This is a genomic window from Phenylobacterium sp. (genome assembly GCF_041913825.1).
GTDB lineage: Bacteria > Pseudomonadota > Alphaproteobacteria > Caulobacterales > Caulobacteraceae > Phenylobacterium.
The window spans coordinates 162,899-179,960 of the sequence record NZ_JAYSEO010000012.1 but is presented as its reverse complement, the minus strand read 5'-3'; the positions used below and the strand labels follow the sequence as shown (position 1 = coordinate 179,960).

Below are 17,062 nucleotides of genomic sequence, written 5' to 3'. Positions count from 1 at the left end.
GACTGCCCGATCTGCGACCAGGGCGGCGAGTGCGACCTGCAGGACCAGGCCATGGGCTATGGCCGCGACGATTCCCGCTACGCGGAGAACAAGCGCGCGGTCGAAGAGAAGTACATGGGTCCGCTGATCAAGACGGTCATGACCCGCTGCATCCAGTGCACCCGCTGCGTCCGCTTCATCACCGAAGTGGCCGGGGTGCCGGACATCGGCCTGATCTCCCGCGGCGAGGACGTCGAGATCACCACCTACCTCGACAAGGCCGTGTCGTCGGAACTATCGGCCAACGTCATCGACCTCTGCCCGGTGGGCGCGCTGACCCACAAGCCGTGGGCCTTCAACTACCGCCCCTGGGAGCTGAAAAAGACCGAGACCGTCGACGTGCACGACGCCCTGGGTTCGGCGATCCGTGTCGACGCCCGCGGCCCCGCGGTGCTGCGCGTGCTGCCGCGCATCAACGAGGACGTCAACGAGGAGTGGATCTCGGACAAGACCCGCTATGCCGTCGACGGGCTTTCGCGCCAGCGGCTCGACCGGCCCTACATCCGTGAGAACGGCAAGCTGCGCGTCGCCACCTGGAACGAGGCGCTCGACGCTGTGGCCGCGCGCCTCAGCGCCGCCAGCCCGGACCGCATCGGCGTGATCGCCGGCGACCTGCAGGACGCCGAGTCCATGAAGGCGACGCTGGACCTGTTCCGCGGCCTGGGCGTTCAGTCCACCGATTGCCGCCAGGACGGCATGGCGCTGGGCGACGGTCCGCGGGAGAGCTGGCTGTTCAACTCGACCATCGCCGGCATCGAGGACGCCGACGTGGTCCTCCTGGTCGGGACCAATCCGCGCCTCGAGGCGCCGGTCCTGAACGCCCGCCTCCGCAAGCGCTGGCTGAATGGCGCCCTGCGCGTCGGCGTGATCGGCGAGCAGGCCGACCTGACCTACGCCTACGACTACCTGGGCGCGGGACCTCAGACGCTGGCCGGCCTGTCCCGTCAGCGCAACGACTTCGTCAAGGCGCTGAAGGAAGCCAAGAACCCGGCGATCATCGTCGGCGCCGGCGCGCTCAGCCGCGCCGACGGGGCGGCGGTGCTCAAAGCCGCGGCCGCCGCGGCGAAGAGCTTCGGCGCGGCGTGGAACGTGCTGCACACGGCGGCGAGCCGCGTCGGCGGCCTCGATCTCGGCTTCGTGCCGGGCCCAGGCGGCAAGACCGCTCGCGAGCTGGTCGCGCCGGGCGGCGCCGACGTCCTGTTCCTGCTGGGCGCCGACGAGATCGAGCTCACCGCCTCCGACGCCTTCATCGTCTACCTGGGCACCCACGGCGACGCCGGCGCGCACCGCGCGGACGTGATCCTGCCGGGCGCCGCCTACACCGAGAAGAGTGGGCTCTACGTGAACACCGAGGGCCGGGTTCAGCTCGGCTCGCGCGCCGTGTTCCCGAAGGGCGAGGCCCGGGAAGACTGGGCGATCCTGCGCGCGCTCTCGGAGCGCATGGGGCGCAAGCTGCCGTACGACAGCCTCGACCAGCTTCGCGCGAAGCTGTTCGCCGAGCACCCGACCTTCGGCCGGATCGACTACGTGTCCGGTCCGGAGGCGGCGAGGGGGCTCGACTTCGCGGCCCTCGGCGGGGCCGGCGACCTGCGCGATGAGCCGTTCGTCAGCCTGATCAAGAGCTTCTACCTCACCAACCCCATCGCCCGCGCCAGCGTGACGATGGCCGAGTGCGCCGCCCTGGCTTCGGGCGCCGCCAAGATCGCCGCGGAGTAGGCATGGAACCTGCGACCCAAAGCTTCTGGGCGACCCCCGGCGGCTGGACCCTGCTGACCGTCGGCCAGATCCTGGCCGTGATGGTCTGGATCCTGATCTCGCTGGCCTTCCTGCTGCTGGCCGACCGCAAGATCTGGGCGGGCGTGCAGATGCGCAAAGGGCCGAACGTGGTCGGTCCGTTCGGCCTGCTGCAGTCCTTCGCCGACTTCGGCAAGTTCCTGCTGAAGGAGATCGTCATCCCGGCCGGCGCCGACAAGGCGGTCTTCCTGCTGGCCCCGATGATCGCCTTCACCCTGGGCTTCGCCGCCTGGGCGGTGATCCCGCTGGCCCCCGGCTGGGTGGTTTCCGACATCAACGTCGGCATCCTCTACCTGTTCGCGATCAGCTCGCTCGGCGTCTACGGCATCATCATGGGCGGCTGGGCTTCGAACTCGAAGTATCCGTTCCTGGGCTCGCTGCGGTCGGCGGCGCAGATGGTGTCGTACGAGGTCTCCATCGGCTTCATCATCGTGGCGGTGATCGTGCTCGCCGGCACCATGAACCTGCAGGGCATCGTCGCCAGCCAGGCCGGCGGCTTCTGGAACTGGTACGTGTTCGGCGGCCCGGGCGGCCTGGCAAAGCTGCCGCTGCTGATCTTCATGGTGCCGCTGGCCGGCATCTTCTTCATCTCGGGCCTTGCCGAGACCAACCGCCCGCCGTTCGACCTGCCGGAGGCGGAATCCGAGCTCGTGGCCGGCTACGCCGTCGAATACTCCTCGACGCCGTACCTGCTCTTCCAGATCGGCGAGTACGCCAACATCGTGCTGATCTGCGCCATGACCACCATCCTGTTCTTTGGGGGCTGGCAGGCGCCGATCGACTTCGGGTTCGTCCACCAGTGGCCGGAGACGCTGCAGAGCTTCTACGGCTTCATGTGGTTCTTCCTGAAGGTGATCTTCTTCTTCTTCCTCGTGGCCATGGCGAAGGCGATCGTGCCCCGCTACCGCTACGACCAGCTCATGCGGCTGGGCTGGAAGGTGTTCCTGCCGTTCTCGCTGATCGCGATCTTCGCGATCTCCGGCTGGGCGCTCTTCGTGCTCCGCCCGGCGGCGGGCGCATGAGGACGTTCCTGGCATCGCTGCTGGCGCTGGGCGTGACCGCCTGCGCCACGGCCATGCCGGCCGGCGGGGTCGCCACCTACGACGACCTGCGGCGCGCGCAGTCCGACTGCGCCGCCAAGGGCGGAAAACTGACGCTGAAGCGGGGCGGGAATTCCCAGTACCTGGAAGACTACGCCTGCGAGAGGAACTGAGATGCTCAATCGTATCGGACAGGCGGTGAAGGGGGCGGCGCTCCTGGATTTCGCCGGGGCCTTCGGCCTGGCCATGAAGCACATGGTGCGTCCCAAGAAGACCGTGCAGTACCCGCACGAACGCAACCCGCAGAGCCCGCGCTTCCGCGGCGAGCACGCGCTGCGCCGCTATCCGAACGGCGAAGAGCGCTGCATCGCCTGCAAGCTCTGCGAAGCGGTGTGCCCGGCCCAGGCGATCACCATCGAGGCCGAGCCGCGCGCCGACGGGTCGCGCCGGACGACTCGCTACGACATCGACATGGTCAAGTGCATCTACTGCGGCCTGTGCCAGGAGGCCTGCCCGGTGGACGCCATCGTGGAAGGCCCGAACCTGGAGTTCGCCGTCGAGACCCGCGAGGAGCTCTATTACGACAAGGAGCGCCTGCTGGATAACGGCGACCGCTGGGAACGCGAAATCGCGAAGAATCTGGAACTCGACGCGCCCTATCGCTAAGACAGCCGCGCGATTCCGCGGCCTTCTGGATTAGGCGCAGAACTCAGTTTTTAGGGGAGCTCGAACCCGCCGATGGCCCTGCAGGCGATCGCATTCTACTTGCTGGCGGCGGTGACCGTCCTGGCGGGCTTCGCCGTCGTTTCGGCGCGAAACCCCGTCCACTCCGTGCTTTGGCTGATCCTGGCCTTCTTCTCGGCCGCCGGCCTCTTCGTGATGATGGGCGCCGAGTTCATCGCCATGCTGCTGATCGTCGTCTACGTGGGCGCGGTCGCGGTGCTGTTCCTGTTCGTGGTGATGATGCTGGACGTGGACTTCGCCGCGCTCCGGCAGGGCTTCGCACGCTACATGCCCCTGGGCCTGGTGGTCGCCGGCATCCTCGCGATCGAGATGGTGATGGTCTCCACGACCGTGGCGACCCGCGGCGCGGCCGCGGCCAACGAGACACCCAACGCCGCCGGCGCGACCGACGTGACCAACGCCGAGGCGATCGGCCGGGTGCTCTACACGGACTACGTCTACTTCTTCCAGGCCGCGGGCCTGGTGCTGCTGGTGGCGATGATCGGCGCGATCGTGCTGACGCTCCGCCACAAGCCTGGCGTCCGGCGCCAGCTCGTCGCCGACCAGGTCCTGCGCACGCCGAAGACCGGCATGCGCGTCGTCTCCCTCAAGCCCGGCGAAGGGGTCGGCGAATGACCATCGGCCTTCCGCACTACCTGGCGGTCGCCGCCATCCTGTTCACGATCGGGGTCTTCGGGATCTTCGTGAACCGGAAGAACATCATCGTCATCCTGATGTCGATCGAGCTGATCCTGCTCGCCGTGAACATCAACCTGGTGGCCTTCTCGGTCTACCTGCACAACGTGGTGGGGCAGATCTTCGCCATGTTCGTGCTGACCGTCGCCGCGGCCGAGGCCGCGGTCGGCCTCGCCATCCTCGTCACCTTCTTCCGCAACCGCGGCGACATCTCGGTGGATGACGCCTCGATGATGAAGGGCTGAGCGCAGACACATGCCCGCCGAAACCCTCGTCAGCATCATCCTGTTCGGCCCCCTGCTGGGGGCCATCGTGGCCGGCCTGTTCGGCCGCAAGATCGGCGACGTGCCCTCCCAGGCCGTCACGACCGCGCTCCTGTTCGTGTCCGCCGCCCTGTCGTGGGTGGTGTTCCTCGGCTGGATGAACGGCTCGATCGAGCCGTTCACCGTCACCTACGCCCCGTTCATCCATGTGGGCGACTTCCAGTCGAACTGGGCCTTCCGGCTCGACGGCCTCTCGGCCGTGATGCTGGTGGTGGTGACGACGGTCTCCTCGCTCGTGCACCTCTACTCGTGGGGGTACATGGCCGAGGATCCGCACAAGCCGCGGTTCTTCGCCTACCTGTCGCTGTTCACCTTCGCGATGCTGTCGCTGATCAGCGCCTCCGACTTCATGCAGCTCTTCTTCGGCTGGGAAGGCGTGGGCCTGGCGAGCTACCTGCTGATCGGCTTCTGGTTCAAGAAGCCCAGCGCCAACGCCGCCTCGATCAAGGCCTTCGTGGTCAACCGCGTCGGCGACTTCGGCTTCGCGCTCGGGATCATGACGGTGTTCTGGGCCTTCGGGACCATCCAGTTCGCCGAGATCTTCCCGCAGATCGCCGCCAACGCCGGCCGCACCTGGGAGTTCGCCGGCCGTGAATGGCCGCTGATGGACATCGCCTGCGCGCTGCTTTTCGTCGGCGCCATGGGCAAGTCGGCCCAGTTCTTCCTGCACACCTGGCTGCCGGACGCGATGGAAGGCCCGACCCCGGTGTCGGCGCTGATCCACGCGGCCACCATGGTGACCGCCGGCGTCTACATGGTCTGCCTGCTCTCGCCGATGTTCGAGTACGCCCCGGTGGCCAAGGCCATCGTGACGGTGATCGGCGCGGTGACGGCCCTGTTCGCCGCGACGGTCGGCCTGACCCAGAACGACATCAAGCGGGTGATCGCCTATTCGACCTGCTCGCAGCTCGGCTACATGTTCTTCGCCGCGGGCGTGGGCGCCTATCAGGCGGCCATGTTCCACCTGTTCACCCACGCCTTCTTCAAGGCGCTGCTCTTCCTGGGCGCGGGCTCGGTGATCCACGGCATGGCCCACGAGCAGGACATGCGCCGCTATGGCCAGCTCTCGAAGTTCCTGCCGATCACCTATGCGGTGATGACCATCGGCACGATCGCCATCACCGGCCTGGGCATTCCGGGCGTGGAACTGGGCTTCGCGGGCTTCTACTCCAAGGACGCCATCATCCACGCCGCCTGGGAAGCCGGCGGCGCGGGCCAGCCGCTGGGCTACTTCGCCTTCATCATCGGCGTTCTGGTGGCCGGCCTGACCGCCTTCTACTCCTGGCGCGTGGCCTTCTTCACCTTCAACGGCCACGCCCGCTGGACCAGCGAGGACCTCGAGCACCATTGGCACAACCGTGACCACCACGGTCACGACGACGCCCACGGCGCGCCGAGCGACCATGCGACGGCCGCCCAGATCGAGACCCACGACGAGCCGCTCTCCGGCGACGATCACGCCCACGGCCATGCTCACGGCCACGGCGGCCACGACCACAAGCCGCACGAGAGCCCGTGGACCATGCGGATCCCGCTGATCGTGCTGTCCATCGGCGCCATCGGCGCGGGCTTCGCCTTCCACCACCAGTTCATCGGCGAGCACAAGGCCGAGTTCTGGCGCGGCGCGATCTACAACGCCCCGGCCCATCACGCCCCGGCGCAGGCCGAGGCCACGGGCCCGGCCGCAGAGCACGGCGGCCCCGCGCACGCCACGGCTCCGGCCGCCGAGGGCCCGGCGAGCCATGCCGCCCAGACCGCCGCCGGCCCGGTCCCGGGGACCGACGCCTCGACGGCGGAGGAGCACCACGCGCCGACCTGGGTGATCTGGGCCCCGCTGGTGGCCTCGGTCCTCGGCCTGCTGGTCGCCGCCTACATGTACCTGCTGCGCGAGGGCATGGGCGCGCGCCTCGCCGCCCGCGGCGGGCCGCTCTACCTGTTCTTCTACAACAAGTGGTTCTTCGACGAGCTCTACGACGCGACCTTCGTCCGCGGCGCGAAGTTCTTCGGCGACCTGTTCTGGAAGGGCGGGGACCAGAAGGTCATCGATGGCCTCGGCCCCGACGGCGTCTCGGCCGTGTCCTACGCCGTCGGCCGCGGCACGGGCCGACTGCAGACCGGCTACCTGTACCACTACGCCTTCGTGATGCTCCTGGGCGTCGCGGGCCTGCTCACCTACGCCCTCTGGGCCTGGAACGCCTAAGGGGAGGGCGTAGAGACAATGACCGGGCTCCTGTCCCTCATCACCTACGCGCCGCTGGTCGGCGTGGCCGGCATCCTGATCCTGCGCCTCGTGCGCGGGGGCGAGGACGCGGGCGTCGTGAACGCGTCCAAGTGGATCGCGCTCGTGGCCACCCTGGCCACCTTCCTGCTGTCGGTCCTGCTGGTCGTCCAGTTCGACACCGCCAACCCGGGCTTCCAGTTCCTGGAGGAGGTCCCCTGGTTCGCCGGCATCTCCTACCGGATGGGCGTCGACGGCATCTCGGTGCTGTTCGTCCTGCTGACCGCCTTCCTGATGCCGCTGTGCATCGCGGCCTCCTGGCGCTCCATCGAGAACCGCGTCCCCGAGTACATGATCGCCTTCCTGGTCCTCGAGACCCTGGTGATCGGCGTGTTCTGCGCTCTCGACCTCGTGCTGTTCTACGTGTTCTTCGAGTTCGGCCTGGTCCCGATGTTCCTGATCATCGGCATCTGGGGCGGCGCGCGGCGCGTCTACGCGGCCTTCAAGTTCTTCCTCTACACCCTGCTAGGTTCGGTCCTGATGCTGGCGGCGATCCTCGCCATGATCGGCATCGCCGGCACCAGCTCGATCCCCGAGCTGATGGCCTACAAGTTCGACCCGGGCCTGCAGACCTGGCTCTGGCTCGCCTTCTTCGCCTCGTTCGCGGTGAAGATGCCCATGTGGCCGGTGCACACCTGGCTGCCCGACGCCCACGTCGAGGCGCCCACCGCGGGCTCGGTGATCCTGGCCGGCATCCTGCTGAAGATGGGCGGCTACGGCTTCATGCGCTTCAGCCTGCCGATGTTCCCGAACGCGTCCGAGTTGTTCACGCCGCTGGTGTTCGCGCTGAGCGTCATCGCGGTCGTCTACACCTCGTTGGTGGCGTTCCGGCAGACCGACATCAAGAAGCTGATCGCCTACTCCTCCGTCGCCCACATGGGCTTCGTGACCATGGGCATCTTCTCTGGCAACGCCCAGGGCGAGCAGGGCGCGCTGTTCCAGATGATCTCGCACGGGGTGATCTCGGGCGCGCTCTTCCTGTGCGTCGGCGTCGTCTATGACCGGATGCACACCCGCGAGATCGCCTTCTACGGCGGCCTCGTGAACCGCATGCCGTGGTATGCGGCCGTGTTCCTGCTCTTCACCATGGGCAATGTGGGCCTGCCGGGCACCTCGGGCTTCGTCGGCGAGATCCTGACCATGACCGGCGCCTACCAGGCGTCCACCTGGACCGCCATCGTGGCGGCGACCGGGGTCATCCTGTCGGCGGTCTACGCACTGACCCTGTACCGCCGCGTGGTCTTCGGCGAGCTCACCAACCCGAAGCTCGCCGGCATCGAGGACCTCGACTGGCGCGAGTGGGTGATCTTCCTGCCGCTGATCGTCTCCACCCTCTACCTGGGCGTCCAGCCCAACTCCGTGTTCAACGTGACTGCGGCCTCGGTCGACCAGCTCGTCTCGGTCTACCGCGCGGCTGTCGGGGGCTAAGCCGACAATGACGTTCTCCGCCGACCTCGGCCTCGCCTTTCCTGAGCTGATCCTGGCGGGCGGCGCGCTCGTGCTGCTCGTCTGGGGCGCCTTCGCCCCGCGCATGACGACGGCCCTGGCGGCCGCCGCCATCGTCGTCCTGCTGGGCGCGGCCTTCGCCGCCGCGACCGGCCCCTTCGGCCGCGCCTTCGCCGGCGGGCTGATCTCGGACGAGGCCGCCACCTTCGCCAAGGTCGCCATCTACATCGCCTCGGCGATCTCCATCCCGCTCGGCCAGCGCTGGTTCGAGCGGCGGGGCGTGCGCAACTTCGAGTTCCCGGTGCTGATCCTGCTGGCCGCGCTCGGCATGGGCATGATGGCCTCGGCCGGCGACCTGATCAGCCTCTATGTCGGCGTCGAGCTGCACTCGCTGGCGCTGTACGTGCTGGCCGCCATGCGGCGCGATGACGGCAAGGCCTCGGAGGCCGGCCTCAAGTACTTCGTGCTGGGCTCGCTCTCCTCGGGCCTGCTGCTCTACGGCGCGAGCCTGGTCTACGGCTTCGCTGGTTCGACGATCTTCAGCGACATCGCCGCCGCCGCCCAGGGCGGGGCGAACACGGGCCTGCTGTTCGGCCTGGTGTTCATGATCTGCGGCCTGGCGTTCAAGGTCTCCGCCGCGCCGTTCCACATGTGGACGCCGGACGTCTACGAAGGCGCGCCGACGCCGGTCGTGGCCTTCTTCGCCGCCGCGCCGAAGCTGGCCGCCATGGTCCTGTTCGCCCGCCTGCTGGCCGAGGGCTTCGCCGGCGCCGTGCCGCAGTGGCAGCAGGTGCTCGTCGCGATCGCCCTGATCTCGGTCTTCGTCGGAGCCTTCGCGGGCCTCGCGCAGAAGAACCTGAAGCGCCTGTGGGCCTATTCCTCGATCGCCAACATCGGCTACGCCGTGCTGGGCCTCGCCTCCGGCACCGGCGAGGGCGTGCAGTCCATGCTGGTGTTCATGGTCCTCTACATGATCGACGTCACCGGCTTCTTCGCCTGCCTGGCCGCGCTTTCGCGGCAGGGTCGGTCGATGGAGACGATCGAGGACATGGCCGGGCTGATCAAGGAACAGCCGGGCATCGCGCTCGCCATGACCGCCTTCTCGCTGTCGGCGCTCGGCCTGCCGCCGTTCTCCGGCTTCTGGGCGAAGGTCTATGTGTTCAAGGCCGCCATCGACGCGGGCCTGGCCTGGGCCGCCGTCGCCGGCCTCGTGGGCTCGGTCGTCGCCGCCTTCTACTACCTGCGCCTGATCAAGGTGATGTGGTTCGACGCGGCCTCGGGCGCGACCGACAAGCCGGCCTTCGAGGCCCGGTTGATCGCGGTCGTCCTGGCGCTGTTCTCCTTCCCCGTGGTGATGGTGGCGCTGGCCTGGCTCGACCCTGCCGCCGCCCGCGCCGCCGCGGCATTCGGACTGGCCTGATTTGGCGGATCATCCGCCGGTCGAGGCCTACGACGAGATCGACTCCACCAACGCCGAGGCGCGGCGACGCGCCGAGGCGGGGCAGGGCGGACCGGTTTGGATCACCGCCGCCCTCCAGACCGCCGGCCGTGGGCGCCGCGGCCGTGCCTGGTCGACGCAGCGCGGGAACCTGGCCGCGACCCTGCTCACGACGACCGACCTCGCGCCCGTCGAGGCCGCGCAGGTTTCGTTCGTGGCCGCGCTCGCCGCCTGCGATCTCGCCGACACCTGCCTGGGCGCCGGCGCCGCCCGGCTGAAGTGGCCGAACGACGTGCTCGTGCACGGCCGCAAGGCGGTCGGCATCCTCATCGAGTCCGGCGCGCGCGAGGACGGCCGGCTCTGGCTCGCGGTGGGCATCGGCGTGAACCTCGCCCATGCGCCGCAGGACGTGGAGCGGCCCGCCACCGCCTTCGCCGACCACATGGCCGGACCGCCGCCGAAGCCGCTGGACGCGCTGGAGGTGCTCGCCGCCCGCTTCGAGGCCTGGCGCAGGCTGTGGGCCACCCAGGGCTTCGCGCCGATCGCCGCCGGCTGGACCGAACGGGCCATGGGCCTGGGGGCGCGCTGCGAGGCCCGGCTGCCCAGCCGCACGGTCACCGGCGTCGCAGAGGGCCTGGACCTGGATGGCGCGCTGCGGCTCAGGCTGGACGACGGCGGCCTGGAGCGCATAACGGCAGGCGACGTATTCTTCGGGGGATCCTGATGCTGCTGGCGATCGAGCAGGGCAACACCAACACCCTCTTCGCGGTCCATGACGGGGAGCGCTGGACCGCTCAGTGGCGCGCCGCCACCGACTCCAGCCGCACCGCCGACGAGTACGCCGTCTGGCTGTCGCAGCTCCTGGCCATGGCCGGGCTGCAGCTCGGCGTGTTCAACGGCTGCATCATCTCCAGCGTGGTGCCGCAGTCGATCTTCAACCTGCGGAACCTCGCCCGCCGTTACCTGCGAGTGGAGCCGCTGGTGATCGGCGAGAACGCCGTGCTCGGCATCGACGTGCGCATCGACAAGCCGTCCGAAGCGGGCGCCGACCGGCTGGTCAACGCCATCGGCGCGCACGTGGTCTACGACGGCGCGCTGATCGTCATCGACAGCGGCACGGCCACGACCTTCGACGTGGTGGCCCCCGACGGGGCGTTCGAGGGTGGCGTCATCGCGCCCGGGATCAACCTGTCCATGGAGGCGTTGCACACCGCGGCGGCCAAACTTCCGCGGGTCGCCATCCAGAAGCCCCAGCGGGTGGTGGGCACGGATACGGTGGGCGCGATGCAGTCAGGCGTGTTCTGGGGCTACATTTCCCTGATCGAAGGCCTTATCTCCCGCATCCGGGCCGAACAGGACCGGCCGATGAAGGTGATCGCCACCGGCGGCGTCGCCTCGCTGTTCCACGGCGCCACCGACGCCATCGACCATTTCGACCCCGACCTCACCATACGCGGCATGCTGGAGATCTGGCGCCGCAACACGAAAGCATCCTGATGGCGCGTGACGCCCAAGACGAGCTCGTCTTCCTGCCGCTCGGCGGGTCGAACGAGGTCGGCATGAACTTCAATCTCTACGGCTTCGGCCCGCCGCACGACCGAAAATGGGTGATCGTCGACCTGGGCGTCACCTTTGGCGACCAGTCCACGCCCGGCGTCGAGGTGATACTGCCCGATCCCGAGTACATCGAGGAGTACGCCGAGCGCATCCTCGGCATCGTGGTCACTCACGCCCACGAGGACCACATCGGCGCGGTCGCCCACCTGTGGCCCAGGCTCAAGGCGCCCGTTTACGCCACGCCGTTCACCGCCTTCGTCCTGCGCGAGAAGCTGCGCGAGGCCGATCTGCTGGAAGAGGTGGAGATCACCGAGGTGCCGCTGGGCGGCGTCATCGAGCTCGGCCCGTTCCGGATGGAGCTGATCACCCTCACGCACTCCATCCCGGAACCGAACGGCATCGCCATCAAGACGCCGCTTGGCACCGTGCTGCACACCGGGGACTGGAAGATCGACCCCGACCCGGTGCTGGGCGCCCCGACCGACCAGGAGGCCATCCGTAAGCTCGGCGACGAGGGCGTACTGGCGATGGTCTGCGACTCCACCAACGTCTTCGTGGACGGCGTGGCCGGCTCGGAGGCCGAGGTGCGCGACACCCTGGTGCCGCTGATCGCGGGCCTGAAGGGCAAGATCGCCGTCGCCTGCTTCGCCTCCAACGTGGCGCGGATGGACAGCGTGATCCGTGCCGCCGAGGCCAACGGGCGGCGCGTCTGCCTGGTGGGCCGCTCCATGCACCGCATGGCGGCCGCGGCGAAGTCCGTGGGCTTGATGCAGGACGTCCAGGAGTTCGTCTCCGACCAGGAGGCCGGCTATTTCCCAGCCGAGAAGATCCTCTACCTCTGCACCGGCAGCCAGGGCGAGCCGCGGGCGGCGCTGTCGCGGATCGCCGACGGCACCCACCCGCACGTGAACCTGGGGGCCGGCGATAGCTGCATCTTCTCCTCGCGGGTGATCCCGGGGAACGAGATCCCGATCCGCAACCTGCAGAACAAGCTCACCGAGCGCGGCGTGCGCCTCTACACCGAGCGAGACCATCCGGGCATCCACGTCTCCGGCCACCCGTGCCGCGACGAACTCGCCGAGATGTACCGCTGGGCCCGCCCGACGATCGCCGTCCCCACCCACGGCGAGCGCCGCCACCTGCTGGAGCACGTGGCCTTCGCCCGCGACCTGCAGGTCCCGCAGCAGGTCGCTCCCCGCAACGGCGACATGGTCCGGCTCGCGCCTGGCCGGGCCGAAATCATCGACGAAGTGCCGGCCGGGCGGCTGTTCGTAGACGCCGGCGTGCTGACGCCCGAGAACGGCGAAGCCCTGCGCGAACGCCGCCACGCCGCCTACAACGGCATGCTGGCGGTCTCCGTGGTCCTCGACCGCAAGGGCAAGATCCTGGCGGGCCCCGAGGTTCGCGCCCTTGGCCTGCCCACCGACGAGGACTATCCGCTGGACGATGTCCTGGACGACCTCTCCGAGGAGGCCGAGAACGCGCTCGATCGGCTGAAGCGCGAGGACCTCGGCCTGGACGACACGGTGGAGACCGCCATGTCCCGCGCCGTGAAGAAGGCCAGCCAGCGCATCTGGGGCCGCCGACCCGTCGTGGAGACCATCGTCCTGAGGGTCTGACGCGGCGTGATCTCGCGCGCGCGCCCGCGCAGGCGTATAGGCATCCGCATGATCGGAAGACTGAACCATATCGGCGTCGCGACCCCCTCCATCGAGGACTCGGTGAAGCTCTACCGCGACGTGCTGGGCGCCACGAAGATCGGCGAGCGCTTCGCGATGCCGGAGCAGGGGGTCTGGGTCTGCTTCGTGGACCTGCCCAACAGCCAGGTGGAGCTGATCGAGCCCCACGGGGACAACTCGCCGCTGAAGGGCTTCCTTGAGAAGAACCCAATGGGCGGGCAACACCACGTCTGCTTCGAGGTGGACGACATCATCGCCGCGCGCGACGACCTGGCCGCCAAGGGCGCCACCGTGCTCAACAACGGCCAGCCCCGCATCGGGGCCCACGGCACGCCGGTGATCTTCGTCCATCCGAAGAACATGGGCGGGGTGCTGGTGGAGCTGATGGAAACCCCGAAGGGAGCCCACTGATGGGGCCGGTCACCGGGATCGCGATCTACATCACTATCTGGTGGACGGTGCTGTTCGCCGTCCTCCCGTGGGGGGTGACGAGCCACGCCCAGGCCGGCATCGACAAGGGGGACGGAGGCGATCCTGCAGCCCCGGTCGATCCCAAGCTGAAGAAGAAGTTCCTCACCACCACCTGGATCTCGGCCATTGTCTGGGTCGTGGTCTGGGCGGTGATCCACTTCGGCCTCGTGAAGCTGCCGTCGCTGCCCTCCGGCTACTAGGGCGCGCGGTCCGCGGCTTCGGTTGCCAAGCTGAGGCGGCGGGGGCTATCAGGGCCGCTCGCTGAACCACCAGGGACACCGACCAGACCCATGCGCCTCTCGCGTTACTTCATGCCGACCCTGCGCGAGGCGCCGGCCGACGCCCAGATCGTCTCCCACCAGTTGATGCTGCGCGCCGGGCTCATCCGCCAGGAGGCGGCCGGCATCTACGCCTGGCTGCCGCTCGGCCTTAAGGTGCTGAAGAAGATCGAACAGATCGTGCGCGAGGAGATGAACCGCGCGGGCGCCGTCGAGATCCTGATGCCGACCCTGCAGCTCGCCGACCTGTGGCGCGAGAGCGGCCGCTATGACGACTACGGCGAGGAGATGCTCCGCATCAAGGATCGCCACGAGCGGGACCTGCTGTACGGCCCGACGGCCGAGGAGGTCGTCACCGACATCTTCCGGTCTTATGTGAAGTCCTACAAGGATTTGCCGAAGAATCTTTACAACATCCAGTGGAAGTTCCGCGACGAGCGCCGCCCCCGGTTCGGGGTGATGCGCGGCCGCGAGTTCCTGATGAAGGACGCCTATTCCTTCGACCTCGACGAGGCGGGCGCGCGGCGGGCCTACAACCGGATGTTCCTGGCCTACCTGAATATCTATGCCCGGCTCGGCCTGAAGGCGATCCCGGTCCGCGCCGACACCGGCCCGATCGGCGGTGACCTGTCCCACGAGTTCATCATCCTGGCGGAGACCGGCGAGAGCCAGGTGTTCGCCCACCGCGACCTGGTGGAGATGGGCGCGCCGGGGCCCGACATCGACTGGGACGGCGACCTGCAGCCGCTCGTCGAGCAGCGCACTCGCCTCTACGCCGCCTCCGACGAGATGCACGACCAGGCCCGCTTCGAGGCGGAAGCCGCCGAAGGGGACCGGATGACGGCCCGCGGCATCGAGGTCGGCCACATTTTCTACTTCGGCGAGAAGTACTCCAAGCCGATGGGCGCCAAGGTGGCGGGCCCCGATGGCAAGGAGGTCCCGGTGCACATGGGCTCCTACGGCGTCGGCGTCTCGCGCCTGGTGGGCGCGATCATCGAGGCCAGCCACGACGACGGCGGCATCATCTGGCCGGAGAGCGTCGCCCCGTTCGGCGCGGCGGTCGTCAATCTGAGGCCGGGCGAGTCGGCCGTCGACGAGGTGGCCGAGCAGGCCTACCGCGCGCTCGCCGACCGGGGGAAGGAACCCTGCCTGGACGACCGCGACGACCGCCCGGGGGCGAAGTTCGCCTCGCTCGACCTCGTGGGCGTGCCCTGGCAGCTCATTGTCGGGCCGAAGGGCGTCGCCGAGGGCACGGTGGAGATCAAGCGCCGCGCCACCGGCGAGCGCCAGACCCTGCCGCTCGACCAGGCGCTGAAGGCGATCTGCGCCTGATGGCCGACGCCGGACCCATCGGCGGGCGGGCCCCGCCGTTCGGCCTGTGGGAGCGGATGCTCGCCGGCCGCTACCTGCGCGCCAAGCGCAGCCAGGGCGGCGTGGCGCTGATCTCGGTCATCTCCTTCATCGGCATCATGCTGGCTGTGGCCACGCTGATCATCGTCATGAGCGTGATGAACGGCTTCCGCTCCGAGCTGCTGGGCCGGATCCTCGGCTTCAACGGCCACCTGTTCGTGGCCGGTCCGGTGCTGGAGGGGCCCCTGCGCGACGAGGCTGTCCAACGGATCGTGAAGGTGCCCGGCGTGCTTCAGGCGGCGCCGATCATCGAGGCCCAGGCCATCGCCATGGGGCCGACCCAGATCTCCGGGGCCATCGTCCGCGGCGTCGCGCCAAAGGACCTCGCCGCCACCACCATCGTGGCGGGTAACATCACCCGCGGCTCCATGCGCGGCTTCGGGTCCGGCGAGTACGGCGGCGATGTGATCCTGGTGGGCGAGCGGCTGGCGCAGGCGCTCGGCGTGGCCCCGGGCGACGTCCTCACCCTGATCTCGCCCAGCGGGGGCGCCACGGCCTTCGGCGGCACGCCGCTGCAGAAGGCCTACACCGTGGGCGGCACCTTCGCCGTCGGCATGAGCCAGTACGACCAGGCCTACATCTACATGCCGCTCGCCCAAGCCCAGCTCTTCTTCGGCCGCGAGGGCACAGCGGACGTTATCGAGGTGAAGGTCGCCGATCCGGACCAGGCGCCGCGCATGAAGGCCGCCGTCAATCGCGCCGCCGGCCCCATGGCCATGGTCACCGACTGGACCCAGCGGGACAGCTCGTTCTGGGGCGCGCTGAAGGTCGAGCGCAACGTCATGCGGCTGATCCTCATGCTGCTCGTGGCCATCGCCGCCATGAACATCATCTCGGGCCTGGTCATGCTGGTGAAGAACAAGGGCCGAGACATCGCCATCCTGCGGACGATGGGAGCCGGGCAGGGGTCCATTCTGCGGATCTTCTTCATGTCGGGCGCGTCCATCGGCGTGCTGGGCACCATCGTCGGCCTGCTGATCGGCGTGGTCTTCTGCACCTACATCGGCCCGATCCAGCAGTTCGTGGAATGGGCGACCGGCCAGGCCGTGTTCTCGTCCGACGTCTATTTCCTCGAGCGCATCCCGGCGAAGGTGGATTGGGCGGAGGTGGCGATCATCACCTCCTGGGCGCTCGGCATGAGCTTCCTCGCGACCCTGCCTCCGGCTTGGCGGGCCTCGCGGCTCGATCCGGTGGAGGCGCTCCGCTATGAGTGAGACGGTCCTCTCCATCCGCGGGCTGGAGCGCACCTACGACACGGCGGCCGGCGGGCTGACCGTACTCAAGGGCGTCGACCTCGACCTGCAGGCCGGCGAGATCGTTGGCCTGATCGGGCCCTCCGGGTCCGGCAAGTCGTCGCTGCTGCATGCCGCAGGCCTGCTGGAGCACCCGAACGGCGGCCGCATCACTGTGCTTGGCCAGGACTGCACCGACCTCTCCGACGCCCAGCGCAGCCGCGTCCGGCTGGCGACGGTCGGGTTCGTCTACCAGTTTCACCACCTGCTGCCGGAGTTCACGGCGCTCGACAACGTGGCCCTGCCGCAGATGATCGCCGGGCGGCCGCGCAAGGCCGCTCAGGCCCGGGCGCGGGAGCTCCTTGAGCAGCTCGGCCTGAAGGACCGGGTGAACCACCAGCCGGCCCAGCTCTCGGGCGGGGAGCAGCAGCGGGTGGCCATCGCCCGGGCGCTGGCCAACCGGCCGCGGCTGCTGCTGGCCGACGAGCCCACCGGCAACCTCGACCCGCACACCTCGACGGCGGTGTTCGACAACCTCTACGACCTGGCGCGCCGCGAGGGCGTGGCGGCTCTGGTCGCCACCCACAACCTCGAACTCGCCCGGCACATGGACCGGGTCTTCGCGCTGCGCGACGGCCACCTGGAACCGCAGGCCTGA

17 protein-coding genes are annotated in these 17,062 nt (G+C 68.9%); all 17 read left to right on the top strand.

What is annotated here, in order from left to right; genetic code table 11:
• Positions 1-1,755, top strand: a 1,755-nt coding sequence (nuoG, locus tag ACE3Q8_RS12555) for an NADH-quinone oxidoreductase subunit NuoG (RefSeq protein ID WP_374470607.1), incomplete at its 5' end; no start/stop codon positions are given.
• A gap of 2 nt (positions 1,756-1,757) precedes the next feature.
• Positions 1,758-2,855: an NADH-quinone oxidoreductase subunit NuoH gene (gene nuoH / locus ACE3Q8_RS12550; RefSeq protein ID WP_374470606.1), complete on the top strand. Its 1,098-nt coding sequence runs from the start codon at positions 1,758-1,760 to the stop codon at positions 2,853-2,855.
• On the top strand, positions 2,852-3,046 hold the full coding sequence (locus ACE3Q8_RS12545; RefSeq protein WP_374470605.1) for a hypothetical protein: 195 nt from the start codon (positions 2,852-2,854) through the stop codon (positions 3,044-3,046). The genes nuoH and ACE3Q8_RS12545 overlap by 4 nt, the downstream gene beginning before the upstream one ends.
• A 1-nt stretch (position 3,047) precedes the next feature.
• Entirely contained in the window at positions 3,048-3,539 is a 492-nt protein-coding gene (nuoI, locus tag ACE3Q8_RS12540; protein WP_309093106.1) for an NADH-quinone oxidoreductase subunit NuoI, read from the top strand.
• A gap of 72 nt (positions 3,540-3,611) precedes the next feature.
• Positions 3,612-4,232, top strand: a complete 621-nt coding sequence (locus tag ACE3Q8_RS12535; protein WP_374470604.1) for an NADH-quinone oxidoreductase subunit J — start codon at positions 3,612-3,614, stop codon at positions 4,230-4,232.
• Positions 4,229-4,537, top strand: a complete 309-nt coding sequence (nuoK, locus tag ACE3Q8_RS12530; RefSeq protein WP_374470603.1) for an NADH-quinone oxidoreductase subunit NuoK — start codon at positions 4,229-4,231, stop codon at positions 4,535-4,537. Before ACE3Q8_RS12535 ends, nuoK begins: the two co-directional genes overlap by 4 nt.
• A gap of 10 nt (positions 4,538-4,547) precedes the next feature.
• Positions 4,548-6,815, top strand: coding sequence for an NADH-quinone oxidoreductase subunit L (nuoL, locus tag ACE3Q8_RS12525; protein ID WP_374470602.1), 2,268 nt, complete (start codon positions 4,548-4,550; stop codon positions 6,813-6,815).
• An 18-nt stretch (positions 6,816-6,833) separates the two neighbouring features.
• The gene (locus tag ACE3Q8_RS12520; protein ID WP_374470601.1) at positions 6,834-8,321 is read left to right on the top strand and encodes an NADH-quinone oxidoreductase subunit M; all 1,488 of its coding nucleotides are present in this window, start codon (positions 6,834-6,836) and stop codon (positions 8,319-8,321) included.
• A gap of 7 nt (positions 8,322-8,328) precedes the next feature.
• On the top strand, positions 8,329-9,759 hold the full coding sequence (gene nuoN / locus ACE3Q8_RS12515; protein WP_374470600.1) for an NADH-quinone oxidoreductase subunit NuoN: 1,431 nt from the start codon (positions 8,329-8,331) through the stop codon (positions 9,757-9,759).
• A gap of 1 nt (position 9,760) precedes the next feature.
• Positions 9,761-10,501 (top strand): biotin--[acetyl-CoA-carboxylase] ligase, encoded by a 741-nt coding sequence (locus ACE3Q8_RS12510; protein ID WP_374470599.1) that lies wholly within the window; start codon positions 9,761-9,763, stop codon positions 10,499-10,501.
• Complete coding sequence (locus tag ACE3Q8_RS12505) at positions 10,498-11,274, top strand: type III pantothenate kinase (protein WP_374470614.1); 777 nt, start codon at positions 10,498-10,500, stop codon at positions 11,272-11,274. The genes ACE3Q8_RS12510 and ACE3Q8_RS12505 overlap by 4 nt, the downstream gene beginning before the upstream one ends.
• Positions 11,274-12,953, top strand: coding sequence for a ribonuclease J (locus tag ACE3Q8_RS12500; protein WP_374470598.1), 1,680 nt, complete (start codon positions 11,274-11,276; stop codon positions 12,951-12,953). The genes ACE3Q8_RS12505 and ACE3Q8_RS12500 overlap by 1 nt, the downstream gene beginning before the upstream one ends.
• 48 nt (positions 12,954-13,001) lie before the next feature.
• A complete protein-coding gene (gene mce / locus ACE3Q8_RS12495; protein WP_374470597.1) occupies positions 13,002-13,424 on the top strand; it encodes a methylmalonyl-CoA epimerase in 423 nt (140 codons plus the stop codon).
• A complete protein-coding gene (locus ACE3Q8_RS12490) occupies positions 13,424-13,684 on the top strand; it encodes a DUF1467 family protein (RefSeq protein ID WP_374470596.1) in 261 nt (86 codons plus the stop codon). The genes mce and ACE3Q8_RS12490 overlap by 1 nt, the downstream gene beginning before the upstream one ends.
• A 90-nt stretch (positions 13,685-13,774) precedes the next feature.
• Entirely contained in the window at positions 13,775-15,094 is a 1,320-nt protein-coding gene (gene proS / locus ACE3Q8_RS12485; RefSeq protein ID WP_374470595.1) for a proline--tRNA ligase, read from the top strand.
• Positions 15,094-16,386 (top strand): lipoprotein-releasing ABC transporter permease subunit, encoded by a 1,293-nt coding sequence (locus ACE3Q8_RS12480; protein ID WP_374470594.1) that lies wholly within the window; start codon positions 15,094-15,096, stop codon positions 16,384-16,386. The genes proS and ACE3Q8_RS12480 overlap by 1 nt, the downstream gene beginning before the upstream one ends.
• The gene (locus ACE3Q8_RS12475) at positions 16,379-17,062 is read left to right on the top strand and encodes an ABC transporter ATP-binding protein (protein WP_374470593.1); all 684 of its coding nucleotides are present in this window, start codon (positions 16,379-16,381) and stop codon (positions 17,060-17,062) included. The genes ACE3Q8_RS12480 and ACE3Q8_RS12475 overlap by 8 nt, the downstream gene beginning before the upstream one ends.

Bases quoted from the DNA above. Each gene is read 5' to 3' on its own strand.
- ACE3Q8_RS12535 (WP_374470604.1), top strand. From the start codon at position 3,612: ATGGCCCTGCAGGCGATCGCATTCTACTTGCTGGCGGCGGTGACCGTC.
- mce (WP_374470597.1), top strand. From the start codon at position 13,002: ATGATCGGAAGACTGAACCATATCGGCGTCGCGACCCCCTCCATCGAG.
- nuoL (WP_374470602.1), top strand. From the start codon at position 4,548: ATGCCCGCCGAAACCCTCGTCAGCATCATCCTGTTCGGCCCCCTGCTG.
- ACE3Q8_RS12520 (WP_374470601.1), top strand. From the start codon at position 6,834: ATGACCGGGCTCCTGTCCCTCATCACCTACGCGCCGCTGGTCGGCGTG.
- nuoI (WP_309093106.1), top strand. From the start codon at position 3,048: ATGCTCAATCGTATCGGACAGGCGGTGAAGGGGGCGGCGCTCCTGGAT.
- ACE3Q8_RS12500 (WP_374470598.1), top strand. From the start codon at position 11,274: ATGGCGCGTGACGCCCAAGACGAGCTCGTCTTCCTGCCGCTCGGCGGG.
- proS (WP_374470595.1), top strand. From the start codon at position 13,775: ATGCGCCTCTCGCGTTACTTCATGCCGACCCTGCGCGAGGCGCCGGCC.
- nuoN (WP_374470600.1), top strand. From the start codon at position 8,329: ATGACGTTCTCCGCCGACCTCGGCCTCGCCTTTCCTGAGCTGATCCTG.
- ACE3Q8_RS12475 (WP_374470593.1), top strand. From the start codon at position 16,379: ATGAGTGAGACGGTCCTCTCCATCCGCGGGCTGGAGCGCACCTACGAC.
- nuoK (WP_374470603.1), top strand. From the start codon at position 4,229: ATGACCATCGGCCTTCCGCACTACCTGGCGGTCGCCGCCATCCTGTTC.
- ACE3Q8_RS12490 (WP_374470596.1), top strand. From the start codon at position 13,424: ATGGGGCCGGTCACCGGGATCGCGATCTACATCACTATCTGGTGGACG.
- nuoH (WP_374470606.1), top strand. From the start codon at position 1,758: ATGGAACCTGCGACCCAAAGCTTCTGGGCGACCCCCGGCGGCTGGACC.
- ACE3Q8_RS12545 (WP_374470605.1), top strand. From the start codon at position 2,852: ATGAGGACGTTCCTGGCATCGCTGCTGGCGCTGGGCGTGACCGCCTGC.
- ACE3Q8_RS12480 (WP_374470594.1), top strand. From the start codon at position 15,094: ATGGCCGACGCCGGACCCATCGGCGGGCGGGCCCCGCCGTTCGGCCTG.